The sequence below is a fragment of the Pseudomonas sp. CCI1.1 genome (genome assembly GCF_034348165.1).
Taxonomy (GTDB): Bacteria; Pseudomonadota; Gammaproteobacteria; order Pseudomonadales; family Pseudomonadaceae; genus Aquipseudomonas; species Aquipseudomonas paracarnis.
Genome location: NZ_CP133780.1, coordinates 2,187,929 through 2,210,071, shown reverse-complemented (window position 1 = coordinate 2,210,071; position 22,143 = coordinate 2,187,929). Strand labels below are relative to the sequence as shown.

The following is a 22,143-nucleotide window of genomic DNA, read 5'->3' as shown; positions in this document are numbered from 1 at the left end:
CATTATTGGTCAACGGGGATAGATACCGTTCAGTGTCACTCATTTTCCCGCACCCAGTCGGGAGTGGGCATTGGGCCTTCCATCTATTGAAAAATCCCTAAATCCTATGCGATAGCCTGCAACCGTTTTGCACCATGACGGGCTGTAATGAGAAACCGCCGGTGGCTCCCGGGGCTGCGTCACGCATTATTCTATGATTTATGAGATTAACGAGAGAAAAGGGTTATCAGCTGGGGTTACACCGGCAACGCCTACTGCTTCGCGCAATAGATAGCCGTTGAGCGAACTGGTTTTGCGTGGGCCCTTTACCTTGCAGGTCCAGATGTTCTGGCCGTTGGGCCGTTTCAGATGTATATCCAGCCGCTCAAAATGGCGTTGACATTGCCGCCAGAAATCGGTCTGGTCATCCCCATCAGCGAGCTCTGGGTGCTCGACAACGTAGCGTTGAAAAATGCCGGGAGTGACTAAGAAGTATGTACCATCGACTGTGTGAATTTTGGCCTTGCTATCGTTGACGAGCAGACGATGGCTTTGGATCCCCTCGCGTAGCCAGTCGACAAAGGCCAGCCCTGGCGCATCGCTGGGTGAAGCAGTTGAGGATTTCAGTCCTTGAGCGCTCGATTCATCCTCGTGCTCAACCGTCTCCTGCAACATGTCCATTAAGTCATCGAGATAGGCGAAGTCCTGGTTTGGAGACAAGGGCTCGGGCGTTTCCACGTTCGAGGCTGCTTGTGGCTGATCCGGGGCCGACTCGCTGGCTTCACTGGTCGGCACGGTATCGTCTAACACGAGTTCAACTGTCCCTTCAAAGCATTGCGGCCGTGTTTCATCGGCCCAGATCAGGCTCGGTTGCAGGCGGAGGAAGGTGAAGCGGTGCTGCCATCCTTCGTTTGCGACGGTAGCGCGCCATACCGCTTTGCCTTCTGGCGTTGCCTCTACCAAACCGTGCGATTGCAGTTCATCGAACATGGCAATGTTGGAGGAGGGGATGCCGTCCACTGCCTGAGCCAGCAGGTAGGTGCGAAGTTTGTCGGCCCCGGTCTTGCTGACTAGCCACAGATGATTTTCGGTGAGCCAGCCAGCAGCCCCGGGCTGGTTGAGTTTGAACTCGTTCTTGACCAGATGGCGTAAGCCAGTCAGCAGGTGATGCTGAAGCGACCGAGTGGGCGCCTGTAGTGCCTTGGTGGGATTGGCTCCGATGTTCTGCGCTGTAGATACCCGGTCAGCTTGCAGCACCAGCTCCCCCAGCGTCGCGGCGTATTCATAGTGGTTGGCCAGCAACGACAGCAGGTTGCCCCATAGAGTTGGGTAACCGCTGAGCCAGTCGAGCAGGCGCGGCGTCAGTATTTGGGTGTAGAGCAGCCCAGCGGCCGCAGCATGTAGCTGGTAGTCGCGCCCTGCCACGTAGCGGAAGCGGTAGGGCTGGTTTAGGGGGCCGTGCCACGGATGCCAGAGCTCACCATCTTGGTATTCCACCTGGAGGTCGACGGCAATCTTGCCAATGTCATGGAGCAGGGCGCCATAGGCGATGGCGGCGCTCCAGGCGTCGGTCTGCGCGGCCTGGTCTTCGGGCGCGGCGCCGCTGGGTAGCAGGTACGACTGGCGCAGTTTCAGGCTGCAGGCCATCAGTTCCAAACCGTGATCCAGCATGCCTCCCGGATAGGCGTGATGATGGCTTTCGCTAGCAGGTAGTTGCTGTACATACCTGGCGTAGCGGTGGATTGGATCGAGATAGAGCTGATCGAACTGAGGTTGGGAAAGGGCGGTGTATTGCCAGATGCGCTCGAGCAGCCGCTTTCGGTGATCGGCGGCAAGGAGCGATTCTGATGACTCAGGCAAGAAGTAACCTTCGGCGACAAGTGCTGGCGCGGGGCTGGCGGCGTTGCCTTTTTCATGTTTGAGCCACCAGCGCATCATCGCAATACCTGCTTTGTACCTGGGAGGTCCTTTTGCCTTTTCGGATAAGCCTCTTACCCTTGCAATCCCTTCCATTGACGCCATTACCCTTTACCGCCTTTGTCCTTTTCGCAAACGCGAAAATCCGAAGGCGGGCGCGTCAGGTTAGTCGGTCGATCGGGATAGCCGGTCCCTTTTACAGGGGGTAAACTGGCCGGCATCATTTTTCGGAGCAGGGGCGCTGATGACGCTTACCGATGCAGTGTTGATCGTGCTGCTGGTCGACCGGATTCATGGAACTGACGTTGCCATTCGCTCAGCTGCGAAGCGCTGCGCGAAAAAGCTGCCACGTGGTCAGCGCGATATTTTGTTCAAAATTGGCAATAGCCCTGCACCTCGGCAACTTGTGGGCCACCTGTGCCAATACTTGGCAGAGTGAAAAGTTAGGCAGATCAGTTAAATCTGGATACACGACGAGCCGCAGTGAGGATCAAGCCCTCGGTGAAGTGCGGGTCTCAGATACTATTCTCACACTTGTCTCATACCTAGGAAGAGCCCATGTCTAAGCTTGCCGAATTCAAAGCGCTGGAAGCGCAACTGGCCGCGTGACTCCAACAGCTGGATGCGATGAAAAACGATTCCGGGCTGAAGCAGGAAATCGAGTTTGAACAAAAGCTTAAGGCCTTGCTGGAAGAGTACGGCATGAACCTGCGGCAGGTGATTACTCTTCTTGATCCGTCCAAGGGGGTGAGCGTAAGTACCGCCGGCGGCTCCAGCAGCGTCCAGCGCAAGCCTCGTGAGATCAAGCGCTACAAAAACCCGCACAGCGGTGAGGTCGTGGAAACCAAGGGCGGCAACCACAAAGTCCTCAAGCAGTGGAAGCAGGAGCACGGCTCCAACACCGTCGAGAGCTGGTTGCAGTAATCAGTCGTTCAGTTTTAGCGGCGGATGACCGGCGTTGCAGGCAAAACAAAGGCCCCAGATGGGGCCTTTTTGCTGCTTGAGTGAAGTCATGCCGTTAGCCGTTCTATCATCTCGGTGCCTTGATCCGGCTGCAGTGCTAGCAGGTATTCGGAGGCCTCCCGTGCTAGGCCGCTGGCGCGGAAGATTGCACGCTTATCCTCCTTGAGTATCTTCAGCCAGGACGCCAGGTACTCTTCGTGACGTAACTCACCTTGGGTACCGGTCAGCGCACAGAGGAACGCTGCACCCATTTCCGCTACCAGCTCCTCGAAGGCGTATTCCGCGGAACCAAATGCGTGACCGCCATTAATACCATCGCGGTTGAGACGTGAAAGGTGACCCGACCAGTGCGTCAGCTCATGAAGGGCCGTCGCGTAGTAGCTGCCGACGTCTTCGAATTGACCCTTGGTAGGCAGCTGGATGAGATCCCGCACCGGCTGATAAAACGCGTGATCGCCGTAGCGATGCTCGATGCGTGCTCCGCTCGCGACCAGCAGTTGCTCGGCTGGGGCATGATCAATGAAGGCCGGCTGGTCGTCACACTCATCGTGTATTTGCTCTTCGGCAGGCAAGTCTTCGGTCTGCTCGATGTTGAACAGGCAATGCGTCCGCAGTAGCGCGAATTGCACCATTTTGATGTTGCCCTGTTCATCACGAACGACCTGACCGTCTTCGTCGTGCGCCTCCTTGCTCATCGGTTTGTATAGCACCGCGAGGGTTGATTGCTCACCCTTGCGAACATGGCCACCGGCTTTGCGCGCCTGGTTGAACGTGAGCCAGCGATCCTGGCGGAAACCACGTAGGCGCGCCTCGGCCCACAGTAGCGGAATGTTGATGCCGGCGTAGGGACGTCGGCTGATGGCGTTGATTGGGAAAGGGCAGTCAGCACTCGAGCTGGTGGTTGTCCAAGGCTTGATCCAAGGGATAACCCCTTGACTCAGGGCACTGACAATCTTGTTGGTGACGTCCAGGTAGATATCGGACATGACGTTCTCCGGTTGTGAAGGGGGAACGCTGCCCGGCCGGGAAGGGTTCCCGGTGGGGTAAAGGGGCATTCGATGTGTTGGCGGTGTCAGATGGCGGCAATGTCTACAGCGATCTCACTTGGCAGCCGGATGAGTAGAAAAGCCGGGCCACTGCGTGGAGTGATGCGAGCCAGCTGTAATAGAGATGAGTGAGCGACTACTGATGTGTCATCATTCTGCGGGTGATCGAACGGCAGATCGACTGGGAACTGCAGGACATGAGGGGCGAAAGTCAGGGCGCTGTTGAGCAGCGCTGCCAATCGCTGTGCCGAACGTCCAACGGGGGCGTTGTCTGCGTCAGGGGAAATGACGTGTCGCCACGCACCAGGGCTCAGCACAACAGCAGTGGAAAAAAGCTTCTTCCTGGACATCGGAGCCTCCGGGTAGTTGATCCCACGACACCTCTGTCGAGGATTTTGTGCGTGCATATCACTCAGCGAGACATGAAGTGTCTGTGTATTAAAACGCGCTCGAACGTGGGGTCAATCTCCCATTCAGACCACATGCAAGCACGTCTATCCAGCGCGTTCCAAGGAAGATTATTGGCCTCAGGTTCCAGATAAACGGCGATCTCCAATCGGTTAGGAAGTGCCGCGAAAAATGTTCCAGAAAGGCTCGGATAGGGAGCCCCTCTGGAAATTTGACTCACAAACAGAGGTGTTCAGGATTTTGCCGTTGGGGCAACCTCGGCAGCTAGATACAGGTGGGTGGAAGTTGCCTCAACCATCAGCGACCCTGCTGTCCGGCGAAGACTAGCCAGGACTGGATCGTCGATGTCGAAGTACTCGGCAAAATCATCGCCCCCCAATTCATCTTGTGCGCGATTCCACCAAGAATCGAAGTCGTCGACGTTTGGGTCGCAGCCGGCGGCGTAGACCACGTGTTGTCGGCCGCCTCCATCCGGTTTGGTCTCGCCGATCTCGGACATAAGGTAGACACCATGGTCCTTGACCAACATCACTCTACAGCCATTGATACCGGCCTCGGCCAACACAGCGTGGAGTGCAGAGCCTGTGAAGTGCAGCATAATGAGATCCTCCAGAGGGTGCGGAGGATTGCCACCTGTGCGGGGGAATTCCCAGCACTGGAATGAATGAGAAGGGTTGCATCGAAGACGCAGGCTCAGTGAGCCTAGATATTAGAAGGCGTTCATCACCGCGGGAGCGATGACCGTGCGAGCTGCCGAACGCGAATCGCATTTGGGGAGAACCATCACGAGAGTGACGTAGCCTTGAAGGTTATGACTACCTGGGGTGCTGGAAACCAGCAATTGCACAGTCGGTTTATCAAGCGGAACGACGTAGTGTCAATGGTGTTTTTAGGGGGGAAGGAGCTGCTTCGATCCATGCAGTCCCACTGACGATCATCAGCGCAGTCCAGGTGATCAACGGTCATGGGAATCAGCGGAAGAGGAGTAAGCTAAAGCTTGGATCCAAATTCTTGGTAACTCTTTGGCCGTGAGTGCAGAGAAGGAAGGGAGGCACTCAAATGATTACTTCAGCTTCTTCTACATCCAGCCGTACCCCATTCGGTAAGTCTTCAGTTCGTGCAGCAGTCCGTTTGGGTCGACTGGTGAATCAGCTTGAAACGGGAATTTTGCACTCCCGTGTTTTGGCTGCCGTGCCCTTTAAGTATCGGCAAATCGGCTTTCAGAGTCTTAAGGTAATGTTTGTGATTGCCGCTGCGTCTGTCGCGATTCTCTTGGCGATCGGAATGATTGCTGTGTGGGTTATCACGGCACTGCCCGATCCGGTTGATGAGGAGGAACCTGGTATTCATGAGGTGAGCCACCCTCAGCATCAAATTAAGTATCCCGAGCTGTACGACGATAATGGAACGCTCAGGTAACACGCTATTTTAACCTCCGGGCTCCAGACATGAGCTGAGAGGAACCTTTCCCAGCCTGTGTCTGAGCAGCTTCTGTTCCTCGCGTGAGGAGCGTTTGGACACCACTACCGACGTTGTATCCCGTCCAGCTCATTGCGCCGAGAAAAAACATCGGCAGCACCACAAACATCGCGCCCATCACATACTCAATGACCTGCGCGGTCACTGTTCCGTCCATGAAGCCAGCTGTTGGCAACGACAAGAGCGTCTGGTCCGTGGCAGACACCTGGTTGTACAGCGTCTCCAGCATGCTCGAGTCGATCCAGCGTGCGAGCTCCCACCAGAACGTCAGCATGTGCAGGGTGAACAGCGCGAACGTGACGGTCATCAGCGCCTTGAGCTCATAGGTGCTGATCAGCAGCACCAACGGCAAGCTGATGATCGTGCCCATGATCAGAAAGGCCTGGACCATCGGTAGTGCGGCGCGCAACGCATTCATCGCCGGGAAATTGCTGAACGAGCCCAGGGCCAGCCCGGTGTTCGTGGCCAGGTTGTTGAGTCCTTGCGTCAGTGATCCGCCACGGGCGCTGCTCCCGTAATCCTGGAACACTTGTCCTGGCGCCATGCTCAACGATTGCTGTCGCGGGCTTACCAATTCGCGAAGGGTGGCGTCTTCGATCTCGGTGGTCGTACGCCCCGTCAGCCAGCCTCGCAGACGTGAAATCAGCGACGGATCGACCTCGGAGACTAAACGATCACGCAGCCCGACCGTTGCATCGCTCCACCATTGTCTGCAGGTAGGGTAGCCAGCGCCGTTGTCGAGTTGGGGTAGGGAGGTATCCCGGGTCTCGTCGTACGGCCAATCAATCCTGGGCGTTCGCGAGCGATCGGTGTCGTAATAACCTGGCGTGTTAAGCATGTACGTCGAGCCAATCCAGGACGCGTCGTAGCTCTGCGACTCGTCCAGTTCGGGGCGATTGGTGAACAGCCGCGAGCGCGAGTAGCCGTAACAATCCCGGGTGAAGTCGGCGACTTCCTGCAGCAGGATCTGGTCGTTAATACGCGAGCTGTCGATCTCCATGCGCATCGCGCGGATGTCAGGCGCGCATGGGATCGAGGCGGTCGCGGCGGCCGTGATGCCTTTGCTCATGGCATGCACGAGAAACCACCATACCGGCACATTCGCTGATTTCTCGCCGATGGTGTCAAAAGTTATGCCCCAGGCCGTTTCGGCGGGCTTCGCGATGGAAACCCCACAGCGTTGGCTCGCCGTATCGTCAAAGGTCACGGAGGACAGATTCAAGGGGAAGAACGGCATGCAGCCAAACAAGATGACCACGTAACTGATCCACAACCGGTTCTCGACGCGAGGGATCGACAGCAAGCCCTTGTTGCCCTCGTCAGCGCCTTGTTGGCGAGCGGACAGCCATTCCTGGAGGATGATCGCACCAAAGGGCGCGGCGAACAGCCCGGTGTCTGCCAGTGTGTTCCAGATGCCGTTGTTGATGATCCAGGCCAACAGCGACAGGTAGTACTCGAGGTAGCTGTTGGTGCTCATGCTCATGATTGCACCTCACATGCGAAACAGTTCGACCAGGATGATTGAGCTGAAGCCGATCAGCCCCAGGCGTTTGAGCCGTTGCTGGTCTGCAGGCGCCGGCCGCAAGCGCAATGTCGCGGTCCAGCCTGCGAGGATCAGGGCATACAGCAGGGCACGCCAGGAGGCGAGGTAGGGCGTAGCGGTGCGCGCCTGCCCGAACCAATCAAGCTGGGCACCTGTCAGCTGCAGCGCCATCCAGGCAATCAGGAGCATCATGGCCAGGGCGCTGAGAATTAGCAGCACATGGGCAAGAGTGGACTTCACAGAAAACAGCATCATGGTGTGCTCCTCCCCTGGTCCGCGCGGTGCAGCCGGTCCGGCTCCGGATCGCGCTGATCGATGCTGCGGGAGGCGTCGGCACCGCCAGCGTGGCGATCGAGGACCAGGCTGGCGGTGTTGGTGGCCAGCGACTGGCGTACCTGCAGCTCCGTTTGCAGCAGGCGGATCTCACGTTCCAACGTTTCGACGTTGCCATTGAGGGCGGTGGTGGCGGGCTGCGCCGACGCGACATTGGGCTCATGACTGCCGGCCAGGAGCGTGCGCTGTAGCAGCATCGCCTTGTAGATCACGCTCGACAGCGCGGTCTCGCTGGCCAGGCGCCGGGCCAGCAGGTTCTGGTCGGGATCGTCGCGCAGGCCCTCGATGACGCCTCGTGAGACCTGCAGCAAGGGACTGGAGACTTTGCGAAGGTTCTCCGGCGTGGGTTGCTCGGCGCCCGACAACATTCGTTGCAGACCCTCGAGGTGTTCTGTGTAGGTTTCCTGGATCAGCGGCGAGAGGCCTGCCCCGGCGGTAACGCGCAAAGTCTCGCAGTCATCGCAGGTTGCCACCTCGGTTTCACCAAGCACACGGGTGGCCCATTCTGAGGCCTCCTCGGGGCTCGACCAGGCCTGGCAGATGGCGCCATTCTGGCAACCGGAACCGACGGCCGACGTATCCTCGATCGCGCGGTTGTGCAGTAGGTTGTAGCCCGCTTTAACGACGTCCGAGGTCACCCGGATGAGTTCCTGACCGTTACCACCGGCTTTCTGCCCACCGACCCAGCTGACGCCGTTGTTGCCGTTGTTCGATTCGGTGTCCTTCACCGCCATCACAGCATCACCGTCGGACTGTTCGAGGTTGTGCTGCATCTCCTGGTTCTGCGCCAGTGCGCCCCAACCGGCCTGGTCGACCTTGTCGGCCATTTTCGCCGCCATCGCCTGGCAGGTGAGCTTTGAGCGGTCAAAGTCGATGCGCCCCTGCAGTACGCCGTTGCTCATCAGCTCATACAGACCGGGATTGGCGCGCTGAATGATCATCGCCGGCAGAGACATCACAGCCTGTGTGGCATTCTCGATCACATTGCCCATGATCTGCTGGAAGCCTTGGGTGGCGCCATTGAGCTGATTCTGCAGAGTGTTGGAGAGGTTCATGTTTCCGCACATCATGTTCGCGCGCCAGGACATGCCCACGCCAAGGCCATTGGGGCGGTAGAGCGAGGAGGGGGACCCCGTCGCCGATCCGCCGCCAATGGTGTACATCACGCGGTCATCTAGGACCTGGGCCTGGTCACCTAGGTGGTAGCCGTTTTCTGCGGCATGGCCGACGGCACTTACGAGGGCGCACACCAACCCGAGCGAGAGGGTATTCATCATTGGCCTCCATCAAAGTCGATGCTGTACAGCAAGGTCTGGCCCATCCGCTGGCAGCAGCGGTAAGGGCGCCATAGCGACCAGGCATAGGCGCCGTCGGCGCTCTGGATCGTCGGGGTGGGGAAGATGGCACAGGTGGTCTGGATCACCGGGGCGAGTAATTGCCAGCGGTGGTTGGTGACGTCGTTCTCCATCACCGGCTGCGGCGGCCAATAGCCGGGAGATGGCATCGGCTGCAGCGGCAGGTAGACATGCGGCTGGCCGACGCGCGTGATGAAGTCGCTGGCACGCTGGGCCATGACGGCGGATGCTTTGAAGTCGTCCGGCTGCACCAGAAATCCGTGTCGCGGGTAGACATTGCCCCACATGTTCCCAAGTGCCTGGCCGCCAATCTCGCGCATGCCCGGAATGAGCGCTTGTGGGTAGACGGACTCGGGAACGGCCTGACGCCAGGCCAGCGGATCGAGTGTGCTGAGATAGTACGGCGCAAGGGGAGTCGCTCCACTCGGGCACGCATAGCCGAAGCCATGCGCAAGGGCCTTCAGCGCCGAACCGCCGGGATGCCCGATACCGTCGACATTCTTGAAGCGGGGCAGGTTATCGCGCTGCGACGAAGGCGTGATCAGGTTACCACCCCCTTGTGACACCGGCGTGGACATCGACAGTGCGGACATCTCGCCCCAAGGATTGCCGCCAGTGTCGGAATAGCTCGACACCACCAACTCGGGAATAAAGTGGCGGACCTTGGGGGAAGTCTTCACCGTGCAGCCAAACGGTGTACAGAGCAGCCAGAAGCAGATCCCGACGACCCGGTACTCCAGGCACTGCAGCGAAGTGACGGAGGCGATGATGGCGGGGGTAGTCAGTGCCGCGCACTGCCCGGCCGCGACGAGCAGTGCAGCCGCGGTGAAGGCTCGGCCACGGCCAGTCTTCCTGGACTTTGGTGATCTGCATCGGGTGGTGGCGGTCACGATCATGGGCAGCGCTCGACATGTGGCAGCGGTGTGCATCCGTGCGCCAAGCTTCAGCATCAAGGATCCGACCGAAGAGGACGGCGGACAAACCGAGGCCGGAGTGATCGGTTTTGTCAGTCACCGGGTTGAGGGCCGAGAATTGTGCAAAATCACCGAAGGAGTACAAATGTACTCATGCCGATTTTTGTTGATTGAAAGGATTTTGAAAGTCGCCGGCGCTCGGGTGTTCACGACATGCCGCGCAACCGATCGATCTCCGCCGCGATCTGGAGGGCGGCGTCCAGCTCGGACTGTTGGTGCTGTTCCATCAGTCGCCAGCGCTGAGCTTTCTCCTCGGGCTCGGTCATGGCCAGGGCGAGGTACAGGCTCGGCGGCACCGCGCGAAACAACGTCTCCAGGTTCTTCGACAGGACCACGCCCTCGGTGTATTTGCCCGAAGCCTTGCTCGCGGAAAGCAGTAAGGCCTTCTGAGCGGATGTGAGCTTTTTAAAGCGGGCAATCTCTTCAATTTCTGCCGGTGGCATGTTCAGACAGATCCACCACTCGATCATGTTGAGCATGGTCTGGGCTGCATCGGGGAAGTCGGCCAGGTTCTGCGTCGCCATCCAGAACCACGCGCCGAGTTTGCGCCACATCTTGGTGCCCTTGACCACAAACGGCGCCAGCAGCGGGTTCTTGGTGATGATGTGGCCTTCGTCGGTGACCATGATGATCGGGCGACCGAGGTACTGATCGCGTTCGGCGAGGTTGTTCACCGTGTTCATCAGGCTGATGTAACTGATCGACATCTGCGCCTCGTAGCCCTCACGGGCATAGGTGGCGAGGTCGACGATCGTCACATCGCTTTCTGGCCAGGGTGTGCCTGGCCGGTCGAAGAGGGCACCCTCGAAGCCTTGGCAGAACAGGTCGATGGACTCGGCCATCTCCTGTGCCCGCTCGCGACGCTTGTCGGGCAGATGGGCGTCGCTGGCGACCTTGCGCAGTGCATCGCGAACGTGGCGTGTCATGACCTGCTGCTCGGTGGCCGCGCAGTGTCTGGCGGCATCCAAGATGCACTCGCGGATCAGGCTGCGGTCTGCCCGGGTCAGCCGCGCCTCTTCCTTGGCTTCGCCGCCGGTGATCATTAGGCGGGCAGTGATTTCCAGCTCGCCCAGCACATCGCGTTGCTCATCACTGTCCGTCACGGTTTCATCCAGGTCCTCGGTCAACAGGCTGGCCACCTGATCGGGGTGTTCGATCAGACGGCGAGCATCGGCGAAAGGCGCCAAGCTCAAGCCACTGCCGGGTTTGAGCTGAACCTTGTTGACGGAAAGCCCTAGGGTGGCGAAGTAATCGCCTTGCAAACCGAAGGAATTACCCGCTTCGACAATGAACAGCCGCGGTCGATACACGGCCATGACCTGCATCAATATTGAAACCAAGGTGGCCGACTTGCCGGCGCCGGTCGGACCGAACAACAGCAGGTGGCCATTCATGGAGCGGTCGAAACGCGACAGCGGGTCGAACGACAGCGGCGCACCACCACGGTTGAAAAAAGTGAGGCCCGGATTGCCGGTGCCGATGCTGCGTCCCCACAGGGGCAGCAAGTTGGCGACATGCTGAGCAAACAGTAGTCGGGTGTACCAGTTGCGCGTGTCTCGAGCCGGGTTGTAGGCCATGGGCAACCAGCGCAGGTAGCTGTTGCACGCCGCGACTTCGTCGCCCTCGCGCACCGGCTGCAGGCCGGCGCCGAGCAGCACGTTGGCGGCCTGGGTCGAGCACTGGCGCAGTTGCTGTTCATCGGCACCGCGCAGGTACAGCGCCAAGGTGCCGCGGTACAGCTTGTGCTGTCGGCCGATCAGCGCGCGGGCCTCTTCCACGTCCTGACGGGTTTGGGTCGAGGCGAGGTTCTCGCCGATGGCTTTGCGCGCCAATCGGTTGAGCTGCTCCTCGAGCACATCCTGAGGCGTGATTACCAAAGTCAAACACATGACGGCCTGCTCGGGTAACTGATCGAACAAGGCGTTCAATGCCTCGCCCTTACGCGTTTCGCCGGTCAGCTGACCGATATGGGGCGGTCTGCGCAGCTTGTCGACCACCATCACGGCATGCGGTTGCTGATCGAAGTACCACAGGCCCTGGTCGCTATCCGAGCGTGGTTCCTGAAAGAACAGTCGCTCGGCAAAATTGTGGTCGAACGGCAGCGGCAGTCCATCGCCGTCATCCTCCTCGGGGTAGGGCACTTGACGATAAAACGCTGCGGGTGATTCGCCGGTGAGGGCAGGGGCCGGGTTGAACCAGGGCAACAACCAGGTGTAGAAGTCGCGCCCGGTCAGACGTCGCGGGCTGACCCCGCAGGCCTGCAACGAGGCCACCAGACGGTCACACGTCCGGCTCAACAGCTGAGCCGGGCTCTGCGTATCGTCGTCACCTTGATCCCCCAGCCAGCGATAGACCACTAGCCGAATCCGCCGATTGCTGCCGCGCCAGGGCAGGTGAGAAATGATATGGTCGTCGAACAGTCCGCCCGGTTTGGCGATGGCGTCGAGGTGACGTTGCATCGACGCGAGGAAAGCCTCGGTGAACGGCGTGCCTTGTGCCCGTGGCGCGATGTAGCGCTCCAGGCGTTCGAGGTACGGGGAAAAGTCACTGTCGTCCTGGCAGTAGAACTGCACCACCCAGGGCGCCTGGTCGAGCTCGTCGAAGCTGTCCTGCAGTGCGTCTTCCAGGGCGTCGCGCGCCGCCAACAGCCACTCGGGTTCACGGCCCTCAGTGCCGATCGGCTGCAGCTCAAACACGGCGCCCACCGAGCGATTGTCATCGAGGAGAAAACACTGCTCGTCCTCAAGGTATTCGACCCAGGGCAAGTGGTCGGTGAAACTGGGATTGTGTGCGTACTGGGCAGCCTCATCGGCAAGCGTGGCGCGCCGACGCTGCGCCGCGCGCCAGGGTTTCCAACGCGGCGGCTCGCGACTCGTGTCATCGGCCATCACAGATCTTCCAGGCGCTCGCCGGGCAGCGCGTACTGAACCTTCTCGTACAGCGGGAACACGGTCGAATAGCCAGGCACCGGCGTCTGCTGGGTGCCAGCAAGGTGCGGGTAGACGTACATCACCAGGTCGGGGTTGGGTAGGCGCGGGAACTGGTTGTGGATCTCGTTGGCGGCCGTGCGGGTATAGGCACTCTGATCGCTGATCAGCCGCTCCGGATCGAGAACCGGCCTGCGCAGTTCGCTGCGGGCCTCCTGCAACTGTTGCTGAGTGCCGACCGAACCACTGCCATTCCAGATGTCCAGCATGGTTTGATCGCCATGAGGCAGCATTTCATCTTTGCTAGTGGAGCAACCAGCCAAGTGCAGGCTGAGCAGCAGGCTAATCCAGATCCAGTACCGAAATGGATGGGTTTTCATGATTCACTCTCCGGCCTTTGGGTTCGTAGTCGATGCTGATTTCATGGTCCAGGTGCAAGGCCACCTTGGCCCCGGGTGGGACGTAAATGGCCGCAAAGGCTTCACCGTAGAGCTTGTTGATCCAATCACGGATGTCGCCAATGCCACCGCTGATGACCGAGTTCAACGCGCTGTTGCCGCTGTTCTGGGTCAGGCCCAGGTTGCCGCTAGCCGAGTTGATGAATGAGGTATTGGTCTGTTCACTGCCCAATGCCGCGGCGAAGCCGGCACCGGCTGCAGTGATCAAGCTCTGGCTCCCCAGGTACTGCTGGGCATTGGAGCGGCGCTCGCCAGAGATGCACGGGATGCCGTAGGGATCAGAGATGTAGCCCAAGCCGCCCCAGATCTTCTCGGTGTCCGATGTCTGGGTGCTGGTGCGATTGCGGCTGACGACCTTCTGTGGCTGCGGCACCGTGCGAACGGTGCCGTCGCTAAAGACAAAGGTAATCGACTCGACCTGGCCACGTACGCAGGACAATGTCCAGTCGCCCGCGGCGGTGCCGCTCATGACTGCGCCGACGACGTCCGGCAGGTCGATGCCGTTCGCCGTGAGGTTGTCCGGTCCCACCAACACTTTGAACGGATAGGGATCGTTCACCGTGCCATCCACCGGCACCCGGCCAATCAGGGCGGTCATGGCGATGGAACCCATTAAGGTCGAGTTTTCGGGGATGGTGTAGACGGGCTTGGCACCTTCGGTGCGGTCTTGGGCGCCTTCCAGGTCGCGCTCGCCCTTGGCAACGGCACGTAAGTGGTCCTGGCCACGATCGATCGCGTTGTTGTCCAGACCGTGCAAGTCCTTGAATTTCGAGGTCAGTGTCGACAGCGGCCCACCGGATTTCGTGGTGTCCTGTTGGCTGGCGCGCGCATTTGACGGTTCGATCCACTGCACCACGCCAGCCGATGCTTGCGCGCCTGAAAATTGCTGCTCGTCACCTGGCTCGAGGCCAAAGCCCACGGGCACGTCGGACTTCGTTGTAGGCTTGTCGGTGAGCTGGTCCTTGAGCCTGGACAGCAGCCCTTGGGTTTCGCGGTGCTGTTGCTCCGCCTTCTGCCGGGCGTCGTTGGCCTGCTGGCGCTGCTCGGTGACCTGTTGGGTGACGCTGCTCAACGTGCTCTGGATGCGGGTGTCGATATTGCCTTCGCGCGTGCGTAACCGAGTGTTCTCGGTCTGCAGCGTATCGTTGCCTTTCTTCAACGACAGCATCTCGCTGCGCATCGCCTTGACTTGTCCGATCAACGTGGCCACGGTGTCGCGCGGGGTGTCACCAGCGATGCCCAGGGCCTTTGCCTGTTCCGGGCTGAGCGTTGCCTTGTCGGGATCGTGAGCGGGCTGGCCATCAGGCGCGGCCACCCAGGATTTGCCGATGATCAGTACGATCCCCAGAAGGACGCCGGGTACGAGCCACTTCAATAGGCTGTTAGCTTTCATGATCGGCAGCCTCCGGTGCTGGTGGAGGCAGCAGCAGAGCGTGCTTCAGGTCGCCACCGCGGGTGACGAGATAGGCCACGGTGGTGTCTTCAGGCGTGCCGGTATGACCGAGGTACACATGCTGGAACGTAGCGGCGTACAACGTGGCTTGCAGGTGGCGCGGGTCGAGCGAGACTTTGCCGGGTCCGCGATTCACTATCTTCACCGCCGTCACCCAGTAGTCGCCCAGGCGCCAGGCCGCCAACCCCTTAATCGAAACCCGTTCGGTAGGCAGCAATGTGCTGAGGGCGATGGAGTCGCTCAGCGGCACCCGACGTACACCGGGCAGTGGCGCCACCGTACGTAGAGGCGCATACAAGTTCTGCGCCGCATAGCGAGTGAGCACCACCGATACCGGGGTCGCTGCAGGTGCTGAGCCCCGCGCGATTTCCTCCTCCGGCGCCCGGGTCTGGGCGACGATCTTGACTGGTTCCAGCGACTCACTACCGTCGAGCGCTTCGATGTCGATCAGGATGATGTCCCCCGACTTCACCGACTGCAGTTGCAGTCGGGTAGGGGGAAGGGTTTCCGCGGCGCGCAGGTACACGGTTCCGCCGACGGACTGCACGCGCAGTTTGCTGGCGATCGCACTTGGCAGGCCGACACGGACATCTTCATCCAGCATCAGAATGCGCTCCCGGCCAACGGTGAGCGGGACGGCTAGCGGCAGGCGGTCCCAGTATTTGATCTCAACGGCGCCCGCGGTTGAGCACCAGCCTGCAACCGACACCAGAATCAGGATCAGGACACGCATCATTACCCACCTCCGGGCAGCGCCAACTTCTGCGGTGTGCCTTCGTAGCAGTCCAGGGCCAGGCCCCACTTGTTGTGTTCGGGGTCGACATCGAAGCGCACCACCCGCAGCGGATAGCGAACGACCACGCGCTTCACCGGCTCGGCGGCGTAGTATTCGTCAGCATTGAGGTCGAGCTTGACCAGCCAGCTGTGTGTATCCAGCTGCTTCACCCGCAAGTCGGGATCGTCGCTGTAGCCACGGCCCAGCACTTCGTACACACCGCGCACCCGGCCGCGCAGTTCACCTGCCGCCTTACGGAACTCGAAGTCGCCGTCGAAGAAGGTCTTGCACGCCGGGGTGAGGTAGGGTTGCAGGGCGAAGATGGCGCGGTGGTAATCGACTTCGCCGTCGGTGGGCCAGCGGTTGAGCTGGCCGAAGATGTACAGGGTGAAGGCATAGATGTTTTCGGGCGGCACGTCCCACCATTTTCGCGTGCTGCCGGAACGCAGATCGGGCGGCACGTGTATGGTCAGTTTAGAAGGGGCGGACTGCCAGCCGCACCAGAGTCCGGCGCACAGCACTGCCAGGACCGCCACGGCCAGGCGCAGGCTGAGGATATGCGCCTGCTGCGCATCTACCTTATTGCGGAAGCGGCTCATGTGGTGGCCCCCACATGCCGATGCGTACGCCGGACGGTCCAGGGGCCGGAATGCAGGATCAGTTGGCTGGTACCGATGCCCCAGTGCACCGCCAGTTGCCACTGCAAGCGCCGGTATACCCACGTTTCGGGGCGGGCACGCTTGGCCCGGCGCAGCAGTTGGCCGCCGCCGAGCAACACCAACGTCATGCACAGGAACATGCAGGTGGGGAGGGTGGCGAGGGAGGCGGTGGCTACCGCCAGCGGCGCACCGAGGATCACGCCCAGCGTGGCGCCGACGATCAGCGCGACCCACATCTCGTCGTTGGTGAGGCCACGGAGGACGGCCGGATCACGGTTGAGGCGCTCCGGCAGGAAGGTCAACGTGCCGTCAGGCAGGGTGGTAGGGGTGTCGGACATGGTGACCTCACAGAATCGTGGCGGCTTTGGTCAGAAACCACAGGATCACCACCACCAGCAGTGCGCCGACACCGACCACGGCGCCGAGGTCTTTCCAGGTTTTGCGCTGGTTCTGCACGTCGGCGTAGACGGTGAGCGAATGCCAAGCCACGCCCAGGAACGCGAGGGTGGCGATCAGCAGCCCGAGTAGGATGCCGCCGTCGTAGGCGTAGTTCTTGATGGTATCGATCAGCCCCGAACCTTCGCCGCGGGAGGGCGCTTCCATGGTCGGCAGGTCAGCCCAGACTAGGGTCGAGCCCAGCAGCACCATAGCGTCGAGCAGGGCTTTCGAACACGTATCCCGCAGCATGGCGAGCTGGCGGTGGCAACGGCGGGAGAAGTTCATGGCAAGGTCTCCTGATTTACGACAGCATGAAAAACATCAGCACGATCAAGACGAGGGCGAGGCGCAAAGTGCTGCCGCCAAGCGCGCCGAAATTAGTGTTGCCGGCCGCCCAGCCGCGGTAGCCGCTCCACAGCGCCCAGGCGCACCAGAGCAACGCCAGCACCAGAACCGAGGAGCGCCACAGCACCGAACTGAGCTGGGGGGTAAACCCGGCTACTGCGGAGAACGCGGTGAGTTGGGCGTCAGTCATGCTCATCGGGCGAGCTCGGGTGAGGCGCTTCAGCGCGATAGTCACTGGTCAGCTCGGCTAGATCGGTCGGCTGCGCTCGGGAGGGCGACAGGTACTTGCTGATGCCGCGGCGCATATGCTCGAGGTCGGCTACGAACCTCGGGTAGTCGAAGCGATAGCGAGCCCCACCGGCATCAGCTTGGCTACTGCGCGCGCGGTCGGCCAACTGTTCGATGACAGTGATCTGTCGCTGCAAAAGGCCCAAGTCCGAGCGCTCGCGAACGTCTTGAGCCGCGGCGGTGAGCGTTACCAAGTAGGCAAGTAGCAGGGGGTAGGACAAAGGTGTCATGGTGAAATCCAGCCAGGTATCTGGCATTCACCTTGATGAAACGGGCAGTTTTTGGCGTGTAATAAAGGGATCTTCGAGCCTTCGCTTTAGAAAATCAGAGCAGTACTGAGATTGGGTTGGAGGGGACGGTGCTGGTCTTGGAGGCTAACTCTACGCAGGCGGTCGTGCCGTCCAAAATTCGGCTCGGTGCGGCTGTAACTGCCCATGGCGTTCTCTCTAAGCGACTACCGATCAAGGGGTAACCTACTCAATGGCTGGGGCCGGCTTTTCAAGATCGGTTTGAGTCGCTACTTCATAGTGGTTTAGGTAGGCGACTTGGTGTTCAGTGCCGTGTGATCGAACAAACCTCTGCATCGCGTCCGACATTGGTGGTTCGATGAAAAAATCCCCGTACCGCTCAATGAATCCAGGCCAGTGTGCAGTCAGCAGCCCTTGGCTGCGGAATTTGGGGGCGACCCACACCCATGCAAGCGTCCACTGTTCGTCGCGCGGCCCCGGCTGTACCTTCGAAAATGCACATGCGCCGGCGATGGTACCGTCTGGACCGGCTGGCAACAGGTAACCATGCCAGCCACTTTTTACTGGGTTTACATCGTCCCCAGCCCACTGAACAAAGTCATAGCGGAAGTCGCGCTTGAATTTGACAGCCCGCCGGTACACCTCCTTTTGCATCCACATGGGCGCCTGGGTGTCGATAGCGATGAGCTGGCCCGTTTTCTCCAGGCGTTTGGCAAGTCGGGCGTTCGGAACAGGATCCAACAGTTGTGCTGCACGCCGATGGACTTGCCTATGCGCCCTGGTCTCTGACGGTGTGTTGGACAGATATGACAATCCGCAATAGCCACATTCGATATTTTCCTGCTTAAGCTCCCGGTGCCTGGGACCTCTCACTTCCAAAGAGCGCGCCTGCCCGGCCTGCCTGACCAACTTGTAGCGGTAGCCCGCAGGGCTTCGGAACGTATGCTCCGACTTTGCACCCGGTTCGGGTTTTGCCGTTGAGCGTAGGACCATACAGCGCCTGCCGGCCCACAGTTTGTAGGTCAAAATTGAATGTTCGGATGCAGTCAGCAGTGTGCGCGACTCGAGCCCTGGCAAAAGCGCATTCACCAGCAGCTCGGCGGAAACCATGATTCCGAGGTGTTCCATGTAAATAAGCAGGCCGACTGCGTCCGTTAGCTGAAAACCGACAAAACCAAAGGTGTCATCCCCAAGGTGCTGCGGCCGGAACAACAAGCTTCTGGCGGGGATCTCCGCCTGCTCGGCCAGCCACTCGATACAGTGTTCGATCTGGCCATAGTGGCGGCCCGGTCAGCAGCGCGTAGTCCCCAAAATCAGTGATTGTCACGCCTTGGTCACGGAGCATTTTCGTCTCGTAACTCGACAGCCTGGGCCTGGGTGTCAGCGCTGGCCGAATTTCCGTGAGCAGTTTGAACAGTCCCTCCAGCATCTCGCTCGAATTTTCGCCGGTCATAAAACCTCCTCGGCACTGTCAGCGTGCCGTGTTAGCAAGCACACAGTCAGTGTTGTCGATTGAAGTTTTGAGTCTTGCTCGATCATTGACGCGCTCCAAGCACAAGTTCAATCCGATCCTAATCGGGTCGTTGGAATCTAGCCCGAAATCGATCGATGGGTGAAGCATTCTCGAGCGTCCACTGGGGCGATGAGCTGCCAATCAAAGATATTTTTTGAACGTCGCAGCAGTGATCGCCACCATGCACCCCAGCAACGTGGCGCAAGGCAGCAAGACCCAATTGGGGTTGAGTGACCAAGGCAGAGAAAGGTAGATCAGCCACGGGCTCACCATCAGCGGCAGCAATGTCCGCTTCGCGCGGTGGTAGACAAAGCTGCTCTCCCGGCCCGCCCCAAACTTGCGAAGGTCGCGTCGCATCAACCCGTCCACGGCACCGGTGATCACCGCGAGCAGGAACAGGGGCGTAGCCAGAGCGAGGACAGCCAGGCGCACCACGAAAGTGAGGACCGTGAACAACGCTGCCAGCAGATAGTCCTGTACCACGACGTAGACTTGGGCAAACTGCCCTTGCAGTGACGGCTCACGACTGAGCAGCTTCAGTTGGGTGTCGGATTGTGCCCATCCGGACCGGACCACGACCCACTCATTGAGGTGTTGAAGTACTTTGGCGGTTGCTTGTGCCGGTTCTTGTACGAGCAGTGAGCTCTTGAAATGGTCGCTGAGCCAGACCAGTTCACTCAGCCACATGGCATGGCTATGATGCCAGCCCTGTTCCGGCCAGAACCACAGCATGCCCACGAACTCCAGGACGATGGAGAACAGCAGTGAGGCGAACAGCAGGCCGAGTAACTTTAGGCACAGCTCGACCGTGCCGAATATGAACCTCGAACTTCGTTGAACAGGTGGTTGGCTGGTTGCAGTGGTGGGCATATGAACTCCAGCGCTATGGGGTTGTTGTCGGAACACTTATGGTGTGCGTCTACGCCCAGGCGGTGGCATTTCGGGATCGAAGTCGACTGTCGGCGCACCTTCTGCGCTGGTCCACCAATTACCCGCGTTGGCGTTGTACGTGTCGCGCATGCACGCGGCCAGGGTCTGCAGATCCGCTGGCATCGCATCGTCGCTGGCCGGTGTGGGCAGCGGCATGCGCACCTTCCACAATTGCCCGCCTTCTTGGAATGAGAACATCTGCCCCTTGGGCAGGGCGATGATGTGTGCGGGCTCGATCAGGGGGACGGCGGTGGTAGTGACACGGTCCTGCGAGGAGGAGGTGAAGTCCGTACGTGCTTCGGGGTCTGCGGTGTCCGTCGCCCCAGAGACCAGCGTGCGGGTCTGCACGTTGACCTTGGGCAGTTGATTGGTCAGCAGTTCCGCGGTCGCGGTTTCCCGTACACGGAGCATCTGCAGGGTGTTGAAGTTGCCGATGACCTGGCCGGCTTTGGCCCGGCTGCCGATGCGCGCCTCGATGTCACTCAAGGTCTGGGTGTAGGCAGTAACTTGGATACCCGCACCGCCGCCCTTGTTGATCAGCGGGATGAACTCATCGCCCATGAGCTCGTTGAACTCGTCGGCGTGCAGGTTGATTGGCACTTTTTCCGCCGCGCTGAAGGAACCCGGCAGGCCGTGATCGATGCCATGCTTGTAGATGTGCCCGGCCACGGAGACCAGGTCGGCAAACATCGAGTTGCCAACGGCGGCGGCGACTTCGGCATCCGACAATGCATCCAGACCGACGTAGACGATGCCACGCTTGCGAATGATCTGCAGCCAATCGAAGATCGGCCGCGGATCGTCCAGGTCGGCGTAGTTGGGGGCCAACAGTTGCGCCGTCTTGCCACTGGTGAGCTTTTCCAACAGGGGCAGTAACGAGGCGACGATCTTGTCGAAGTAGGTGCGGTCATAACGCACGGCCGAGCGCAGACCATCCATCACCGGGTTAAAGATGCGCTTCGCAGCCAGGTACTGCTCGATGGCGACCACTCGCTTTTCCCGGCCAATCATGTGCCTTGGCACATTTTTCTCGTTGAGGCGACCTTCTATTTGCACGATCGATTCCCAGGCCTGCGCGTCGTGGTGGGCGAAGAAATGTTGAGCATATTCGATGAACAGCGCGTCGATGTTCACCACATGGCGCTGGATCTGCAGGTAGTCTGGACGCCGGCCCAGTTCGATCAGCGCCCGGGCAATGATGTTCACAAAACGCCAAGCGAACTCGCGAAATGCTGCGGAGTTGCCTTCGCCGCTTAACTGTCCGGCGATACGGGTAGCCACTTCCGAGATGCGACCGAAGCGGCCGATGGCGTTGTAGCGTGCGGAGATTTCCGGCCACCCGAGGTGAAAGACGTAAAATTCGTGTTCGCGGCCGGCGCGCCGTGCCTCCACGTACATGCGCTTGAGCAGGTCGGCGTCGCCCTTGGGGTCGAAGACAATCACCACCTCTTGAGTTGGCCGGTGGATGTCCTGGGTGATGTAGACCTCCGCCAGACGCGTCTTGCCGACCCGGGTGGTGCCCAACACCAAGGTGTGCCCAACACGCTCACCCAGCGGCAAGGTAGCTTCCTGCTCACTCGGCTCGACGCCGTGCAGCAGCGGCGAGCCCCCAACCGGTGGCAGCGGGCGTACCGGATTGAGTGGGTTGTCCCAGGCGGTCAGGCGGGGCAACAGCGAGAGCCCTGAAGGCGCCTTTTCCAACAGACGCTCTAGGCGCCTGGCCCACCGATAGGCAACCGATTGGTTCACATAGCAGGCCAGCGCCGGGTCCTGAGCCTCGAGCAGGCGCTGGGTGTGCAGGCGAGTCCAGCGGAAACCACGCCCCATGAACAGACGCTTGCGGCTCACCGGAATCTGTCGACTGGTCAGCGAGTAGCGCGGCAGGCGACGGATGTTGTGTCGATAGCGCAGGACAATCCGGGCCTCGTTGAGCCGCTTGATGCCGAACGCGGTGTAGGCCAGGGCCATGCCCATCCCCACCTCGGGCGACAGTGCCACCGCCCAGGGCGAGTGTAAGCAGAGAGCGCCGGCACCGGCGCAGATGCCCACGGTGTACAGCTCAACTGCAGGGCGCAGCAGTGACTCCATCGCATGGTCGCCCATGATGATCCC

The 22,143-nt window shown here is 60.2% G+C and carries 23 protein-coding genes; 3 read left to right on the top strand and 20 right to left on the bottom strand.

The features are described 5' to 3' along the window. Positions 1–198: 198 nt before the first annotated feature. Positions 199–1,917 (bottom strand): MobH family relaxase, encoded by a 1,719-nt coding sequence (gene mobH / locus RHM69_RS09600; RefSeq protein WP_069557599.1) that lies wholly within the window; start codon positions 1,915–1,917, stop codon positions 199–201. A 223-nt stretch (positions 1,918–2,140) separates the two neighbouring features. On the opposite strand from mobH, the gene RHM69_RS09595 reads away from it, so the two are divergent. Continuing rightward, positions 2,141–2,335 (top strand): hypothetical protein, encoded by a 195-nt coding sequence (locus RHM69_RS09595; protein WP_069557600.1) that lies wholly within the window; start codon positions 2,141–2,143, stop codon positions 2,333–2,335. Positions 2,336–2,514: 179 nt separating this feature from the next. Beyond that, positions 2,515–2,820 carry a histone-like nucleoid-structuring protein, MvaT/MvaU family gene (locus RHM69_RS09590; RefSeq protein WP_256557797.1) on the top strand — a complete coding sequence of 102 codons (306 nt, stop codon included), beginning with the start codon at positions 2,515–2,517 and terminating at the stop codon, positions 2,818–2,820. An 86-nt stretch (positions 2,821–2,906) separates the two neighbouring features. On the opposite strand, the gene RHM69_RS09585 is transcribed toward RHM69_RS09590, so the two are convergent. From RHM69_RS09585 to RHM69_RS09575, 3 genes are all read right to left on the bottom strand, one after another. Then, on the bottom strand, positions 2,907–3,845 hold the full coding sequence (locus tag RHM69_RS09585) for an ArdC family protein (protein WP_069557601.1): 939 nt from the start codon (positions 3,843–3,845) through the stop codon (positions 2,907–2,909). A gap of 86 nt (positions 3,846–3,931) precedes the next feature. After that, positions 3,932–4,255 (bottom strand): hypothetical protein, encoded by a 324-nt coding sequence (locus RHM69_RS09580; RefSeq protein ID WP_069557602.1) that lies wholly within the window; start codon positions 4,253–4,255, stop codon positions 3,932–3,934. A 290-nt stretch (positions 4,256–4,545) separates the two neighbouring features. Continuing rightward, positions 4,546–4,911, bottom strand: coding sequence for a DUF3085 domain-containing protein (locus RHM69_RS09575; RefSeq protein ID WP_083263084.1), 366 nt, complete (start codon positions 4,909–4,911; stop codon positions 4,546–4,548). A 461-nt stretch (positions 4,912–5,372) separates the two neighbouring features. Here RHM69_RS09575 and RHM69_RS09570 point away from each other — a divergent pair, with 461 nt between their 5' ends. Then, entirely contained in the window at positions 5,373–5,732 is a 360-nt protein-coding gene (locus RHM69_RS09570; RefSeq protein ID WP_069557604.1) for a hypothetical protein, read from the top strand. 4 nt (positions 5,733–5,736) lie between these two features. Here the strand turns inward: RHM69_RS09570 and RHM69_RS09565 are convergent, their stop codons facing one another. From RHM69_RS09565 to traD, 16 genes are all read right to left on the bottom strand, one after another. Continuing rightward, a complete protein-coding gene (locus RHM69_RS09565; RefSeq protein ID WP_069557605.1) occupies positions 5,737–7,275 on the bottom strand; it encodes a conjugal transfer protein TraG N-terminal domain-containing protein in 1,539 nt (512 codons plus the stop codon). A gap of 9 nt (positions 7,276–7,284) precedes the next feature. Next, positions 7,285–7,590, bottom strand: coding sequence for a hypothetical protein (locus RHM69_RS09560; protein ID WP_069557606.1), 306 nt, complete (start codon positions 7,588–7,590; stop codon positions 7,285–7,287). After that, positions 7,587–8,942 carry an integrating conjugative element protein gene (locus tag RHM69_RS09555; protein WP_069557607.1) on the bottom strand — a complete coding sequence of 452 codons (1,356 nt, stop codon included), beginning with the start codon at positions 8,940–8,942 and terminating at the stop codon, positions 7,587–7,589. The genes RHM69_RS09560 and RHM69_RS09555 overlap by 4 nt, the downstream gene beginning before the upstream one ends. Further along, positions 8,942–9,919 (bottom strand): TIGR03756 family integrating conjugative element protein, encoded by a 978-nt coding sequence (locus RHM69_RS09550; RefSeq protein WP_069557608.1) that lies wholly within the window; start codon positions 9,917–9,919, stop codon positions 8,942–8,944. The genes RHM69_RS09555 and RHM69_RS09550 overlap by 1 nt, the downstream gene beginning before the upstream one ends. A gap of 224 nt (positions 9,920–10,143) precedes the next feature. Then, positions 10,144–12,885, bottom strand: coding sequence for a conjugative transfer ATPase (locus RHM69_RS09545; protein ID WP_069557609.1), 2,742 nt, complete (start codon positions 12,883–12,885; stop codon positions 10,144–10,146). Further along, positions 12,885–13,304, bottom strand: a complete 420-nt coding sequence (locus tag RHM69_RS09540; protein WP_069557610.1) for a TIGR03751 family conjugal transfer lipoprotein — start codon at positions 13,302–13,304, stop codon at positions 12,885–12,887. Before RHM69_RS09540 ends, RHM69_RS09545 begins: the two co-directional genes overlap by 1 nt. Next, positions 13,267–14,775, bottom strand: coding sequence for a TIGR03752 family integrating conjugative element protein (locus RHM69_RS09535; protein WP_069557611.1), 1,509 nt, complete (start codon positions 14,773–14,775; stop codon positions 13,267–13,269). The genes RHM69_RS09540 and RHM69_RS09535 overlap by 38 nt, the downstream gene beginning before the upstream one ends. Beyond that, complete coding sequence (locus RHM69_RS09530) at positions 14,765–15,571, bottom strand: TIGR03749 family integrating conjugative element protein (RefSeq protein WP_069557612.1); 807 nt, start codon at positions 15,569–15,571, stop codon at positions 14,765–14,767. The genes RHM69_RS09535 and RHM69_RS09530 overlap by 11 nt, the downstream gene beginning before the upstream one ends. Beyond that, positions 15,571–16,209: a PFL_4703 family integrating conjugative element protein gene (locus RHM69_RS09525; RefSeq protein ID WP_069557613.1), complete on the bottom strand. Its 639-nt coding sequence runs from the start codon at positions 16,207–16,209 to the stop codon at positions 15,571–15,573. Before RHM69_RS09525 ends, RHM69_RS09530 begins: the two co-directional genes overlap by 1 nt. Then, positions 16,206–16,607: a TIGR03750 family conjugal transfer protein gene (locus RHM69_RS09520; protein ID WP_069557614.1), complete on the bottom strand. Its 402-nt coding sequence runs from the start codon at positions 16,605–16,607 to the stop codon at positions 16,206–16,208. The genes RHM69_RS09525 and RHM69_RS09520 overlap by 4 nt, the downstream gene beginning before the upstream one ends. A gap of 7 nt (positions 16,608–16,614) precedes the next feature. Next, on the bottom strand, positions 16,615–16,917 hold the full coding sequence (locus tag RHM69_RS09515; protein ID WP_371914723.1) for a TIGR03745 family integrating conjugative element membrane protein: 303 nt from the start codon (positions 16,915–16,917) through the stop codon (positions 16,615–16,617). Between the two features lie 91 nt (positions 16,918–17,008). Next, a complete protein-coding gene (locus RHM69_RS09510; RefSeq protein WP_069557615.1) occupies positions 17,009–17,248 on the bottom strand; it encodes a TIGR03758 family integrating conjugative element protein in 240 nt (79 codons plus the stop codon). Further along, positions 17,235–17,570, bottom strand: coding sequence for an RAQPRD family integrative conjugative element protein (locus tag RHM69_RS09505; protein WP_069557637.1), 336 nt, complete (start codon positions 17,568–17,570; stop codon positions 17,235–17,237). Before RHM69_RS09505 ends, RHM69_RS09510 begins: the two co-directional genes overlap by 14 nt. Positions 17,571–17,813: 243 nt before the next feature. Beyond that, positions 17,814–18,800, bottom strand: a complete 987-nt coding sequence (locus tag RHM69_RS09500; RefSeq protein WP_139129482.1) for a hypothetical protein — start codon at positions 18,798–18,800, stop codon at positions 17,814–17,816. A 442-nt stretch (positions 18,801–19,242) separates the two neighbouring features. Beyond that, the gene (locus RHM69_RS09495; protein WP_069557616.1) at positions 19,243–19,971 is read right to left on the bottom strand and encodes a TIGR03747 family integrating conjugative element membrane protein; all 729 of its coding nucleotides are present in this window, start codon (positions 19,969–19,971) and stop codon (positions 19,243–19,245) included. Between the two features lie 36 nt (positions 19,972–20,007). Then, positions 20,008–22,134: a type IV conjugative transfer system coupling protein TraD gene (gene traD, locus RHM69_RS09490; protein ID WP_069557617.1), complete on the bottom strand. Its 2,127-nt coding sequence runs from the start codon at positions 22,132–22,134 to the stop codon at positions 20,008–20,010. Positions 22,135–22,143: the final 9 nt, after the last annotated feature.

What these genes read in the sequence shown, in the direction of transcription:
- mobH (WP_069557599.1), bottom strand. Translation starts at nt 1,917, where the DNA reads ATGATGCGCTGGTGGCTCAAACATGAAAAAGGCAACGCCGCCAGCCCC.
- RHM69_RS09595 (WP_069557600.1), top strand. Translation starts at nt 2,141, where the DNA reads ATGACGCTTACCGATGCAGTGTTGATCGTGCTGCTGGTCGACCGGATT.
- RHM69_RS09585 (WP_069557601.1), bottom strand. Translation starts at nt 3,845, where the DNA reads ATGTCCGATATCTACCTGGACGTCACCAACAAGATTGTCAGTGCCCTG.
- RHM69_RS09580 (WP_069557602.1), bottom strand. Translation starts at nt 4,255, where the DNA reads ATGTCCAGGAAGAAGCTTTTTTCCACTGCTGTTGTGCTGAGCCCTGGT.
- RHM69_RS09575 (WP_083263084.1), bottom strand. Translation starts at nt 4,911, where the DNA reads ATGCTGCACTTCACAGGCTCTGCACTCCACGCTGTGTTGGCCGAGGCC.
- RHM69_RS09570 (WP_069557604.1), top strand. Translation starts at nt 5,373, where the DNA reads ATGATTACTTCAGCTTCTTCTACATCCAGCCGTACCCCATTCGGTAAG.
- RHM69_RS09565 (WP_069557605.1), bottom strand. Translation starts at nt 7,275, where the DNA reads ATGAGCATGAGCACCAACAGCTACCTCGAGTACTACCTGTCGCTGTTG.
- RHM69_RS09560 (WP_069557606.1), bottom strand. Translation starts at nt 7,590, where the DNA reads ATGATGCTGTTTTCTGTGAAGTCCACTCTTGCCCATGTGCTGCTAATT.
- RHM69_RS09555 (WP_069557607.1), bottom strand. Translation starts at nt 8,942, where the DNA reads ATGAATACCCTCTCGCTCGGGTTGGTGTGCGCCCTCGTAAGTGCCGTC.
- RHM69_RS09550 (WP_069557608.1), bottom strand. Translation starts at nt 9,919, where the DNA reads ATGATCGTGACCGCCACCACCCGATGCAGATCACCAAAGTCCAGGAAG.
- RHM69_RS09545 (WP_069557609.1), bottom strand. Translation starts at nt 12,885, where the DNA reads ATGGCCGATGACACGAGTCGCGAGCCGCCGCGTTGGAAACCCTGGCGC.
- RHM69_RS09540 (WP_069557610.1), bottom strand. Translation starts at nt 13,304, where the DNA reads ATGAAAACCCATCCATTTCGGTACTGGATCTGGATTAGCCTGCTGCTC.
- RHM69_RS09535 (WP_069557611.1), bottom strand. Translation starts at nt 14,775, where the DNA reads ATGAAAGCTAACAGCCTATTGAAGTGGCTCGTACCCGGCGTCCTTCTG.
- RHM69_RS09530 (WP_069557612.1), bottom strand. Translation starts at nt 15,571, where the DNA reads ATGATGCGTGTCCTGATCCTGATTCTGGTGTCGGTTGCAGGCTGGTGC.
- RHM69_RS09525 (WP_069557613.1), bottom strand. Translation starts at nt 16,209, where the DNA reads ATGAGCCGCTTCCGCAATAAGGTAGATGCGCAGCAGGCGCATATCCTC.
- RHM69_RS09520 (WP_069557614.1), bottom strand. Translation starts at nt 16,607, where the DNA reads ATGTCCGACACCCCTACCACCCTGCCTGACGGCACGTTGACCTTCCTG.
- RHM69_RS09515 (WP_371914723.1), bottom strand. Translation starts at nt 16,917, where the DNA reads ATGGTGCTGCTGGGCTCGACCCTAGTCTGGGCTGACCTGCCGACCATG.
- RHM69_RS09510 (WP_069557615.1), bottom strand. Translation starts at nt 17,248, where the DNA reads ATGAGCATGACTGACGCCCAACTCACCGCGTTCTCCGCAGTAGCCGGG.
- RHM69_RS09505 (WP_069557637.1), bottom strand. Translation starts at nt 17,570, where the DNA reads ATGACACCTTTGTCCTACCCCCTGCTACTTGCCTACTTGGTAACGCTC.
- RHM69_RS09495 (WP_069557616.1), bottom strand. Translation starts at nt 19,971, where the DNA reads ATGCCCACCACTGCAACCAGCCAACCACCTGTTCAACGAAGTTCGAGG.
- traD (WP_069557617.1), bottom strand. Translation starts at nt 22,134, where the DNA reads ATGGGCGACCATGCGATGGAGTCACTGCTGCGCCCTGCAGTTGAGCTG.